We start from the raw sequence: 2,501 nt of genomic DNA, 5'->3' as shown, positions 1-2,501 counted from the left end.
GATAGCATCCTGTCCCATTGCCGCTTGTGCGAGCTCCCCCGCGCGTGGGTCATCGACGGGACCGTTGCTTCCGCGCAAGTGTTTGATCCATGCGGCGATGGCCGAGAGGATGGCGGGGCATTGCCGCCCCTGCGCCTGATTGGCGGCCAAGGTGGCGAGCCAGCGCTGGGGTATCTTTTGCGAGCCGTCCATCGCGATCTGGATCAGGCGGTGGTTCAGCGCGGGGTTGTCGAAGCGCTCGATCAACGCGGCGGCATAGGCGGCAAGGTCCATGCCCTCGGGGGCGGGAATGGTCGGGGCGGCTTCCTCGCGCATCAGGCGCAAGGCCATTTCGCGCAAGGTGGGGTCACCAACCGCTTGATGCACATAGGAATATCCAGCCGCCAGCCCGCAATAGGCCAGCGCCGAATGCGCACCGTTCAGCATCCGCAACTTCGCCGTTTCATAGGGCGCGACATCGGCAACGATCTGCGCGCCCACAGCGTCCCACGCCGGACGCGGGCCGGCAAAGGCGTCCTCGATCACCCATTGGCTGAAGGGCTCGGTCATCACCACGCCCTCGTCGCGCAGGCCCAGCAGCCCCTCGACCTCGGCGCGGTCGGCGTCCGTGGTGGCGGGTACGATGCGGTCAACCATGCTGCACGGAAAGGTGCAATGGGCCGCGACCCAATCCACCAGATCGGGATGATGCGCTGCCAGATATTCACCCATCAGGCGCTTGAGCTGATGCCCATTGTCCGCCAGATTATCGCAGGACAGCAACGTCAAGCCGCCGATCCCCGCCGCCTTGCGCTCGGCCAGCGCATCGGCAAGCAGCGGATAGAAACCACCCTCCGCTAGGGACAGGTCGAGGCCACCGTCCGCCTTGCGGCAATAGCCCTTCTCGGTCACGGTGAAAGTGACGATATGGGTGGCCCGATCGCTCAGCAAAGCCTTGATCTTCGATGGGTTTTCTGGCGCGACGAGCACCTCGGCCACGCTGCCGATCACGCGCAGTTTCGTGCCCTCACCCGATTTCTCGGCCAACGTATAGAGCCCGTCCTGCGGGTTCAATTGCTCGCCAACGGTGGGGCTGCGCAGCGAAATGCCCGCGATCAGCCAGTCACCATCCCCCCCAGTTTCAAGGGACCTCTCCATCGCGCGATCAGTGTACCACGCCTGATGCGCGCGGGTGAAGGCGCCGAGGCCGAAATGGACGATGCCGATGCTTTTGCCCGCCCGATCATAGGCGGGCAATATGGCAACTTGGGCGGCATTTTCGGGCAGGTTCTGTGCGGAAATCCGGCTCACAGCTTATAGGCCTTTTTCACCAGATTATAGGTCAGGTCCTGTGCCAATTCGGCGGCTTCCCAATCGGCCATCCGGTGTTCAACGACCATCTGCGCCAGGAATCCGCAGTCGATCCGCCGCGCCACATCGTGCCGGGCCGGGATCGAGAGGAAGGCCCGCGTGTCATCGTTGAAGCCGACGGTGTTGTAAAAACCAGCCGTTTCGGTGGTCGCGTGGCGGAAGCGACGCATGCCCTCGGGGCTGTCGTGGAACCACCATGCCGGGCCGAGCTTCAGGCAGGGATAATGCCCGGCCAGCGGCGCCAGTTCGCGGGCATAGGTCGATTCATCCAGCGTAAACAGGATAATGGACAGGCCCGCCTCATTGCCGAACACATCGAGCAAGGGCTTGAGCGCATTCACATAATCGGTGCGCATCGGAATATCGGCGCCCTTGTCGCGGCCAAATCCTGCGAACAGCGCGGCATTGTGATTGCGGAAAGAACCGGGATGGATCTGCATCACCAGCCCGTCCTCAAGGCTCATGCCCGCCATTTCCGTTAGCATTTGCGCACGGAAAAGTTCCGCATCGGCTGGTGTAAACGCGCCCTTGGCCACGCGGTCAAACAAAGCCTCGGCCTCGGCGGAGGACAGGTTGGCGGTCTGCGCGGTGGGGTGGCCGTGGTCGGTGCTGGTCGCGCCATGAGCGGCGAAGAAAGCGCGCCGCTGGCGATGGGCGGCCAGATAGCCCTGCCAGGTCAGGCAGTCTTCGCCAGTTATTGCGCTGAAACGCTTGAGATTATCGCGAAAGCCCTCAAACTCCGGATCAACCACCGGGTCGGGGCGATAGGCGGTCACCACCCTGCCCTGCCAGCCACCGGCGGCGTTTTCCGCCATAATCGCGGCATGATGCGCCAGATCATCGAGCGGGCTTTCGGTGGTCGCGATCACCTCGATATTATAGCGATCAAACAGCGCGCGCGGGCGGAAAGCATCGGTCGAAAGCTGCTCAGTGATCGTGTCGAAATAGAAATCCGCCGTCTCCGCGCTCAGCATTTCGCCCATGCCGAAGACCTCGGAAAACACCCAGTCCGACCACATGCGCGAGGGCGTGCCGCGATACAAATGCCAATTTTCCGCCAGAATCCGCCATGCCTTGCGCGGATCATACGTCGCCTTGGCCGGGCCGATCCCCAGATCCTCCAGCGCCACGCCCTGCGAATAGAGCATCCG

2 protein-coding genes are annotated in these 2,501 nt (G+C 63.1%); both read right to left on the bottom strand.

Annotated features, from left to right (window positions below; genetic code table 11):
- Positions 1-1,290: mannitol dehydrogenase family protein (locus tag GGR38_RS23905; protein WP_343059217.1), on the bottom strand; the 1,290-nt coding region annotated here is incomplete at its 3' end.
- Positions 1,287-2,501: glucuronate isomerase (gene uxaC, locus GGR38_RS23900; protein WP_183629508.1), on the bottom strand; the 1,215-nt coding region annotated here is incomplete at its 5' end. The genes GGR38_RS23905 and uxaC, both read right to left, overlap by 4 nt.

The organism is Novosphingobium sediminicola (assembly GCF_014196525.1).
Lineage (GTDB): Bacteria > Pseudomonadota > Alphaproteobacteria > Sphingomonadales > Sphingomonadaceae > Novosphingobium > Novosphingobium sediminicola.
The sequence above is the reverse complement of the archived record's forward strand: the minus strand, read 5'-3'. Positions and strand labels throughout refer to the sequence as shown.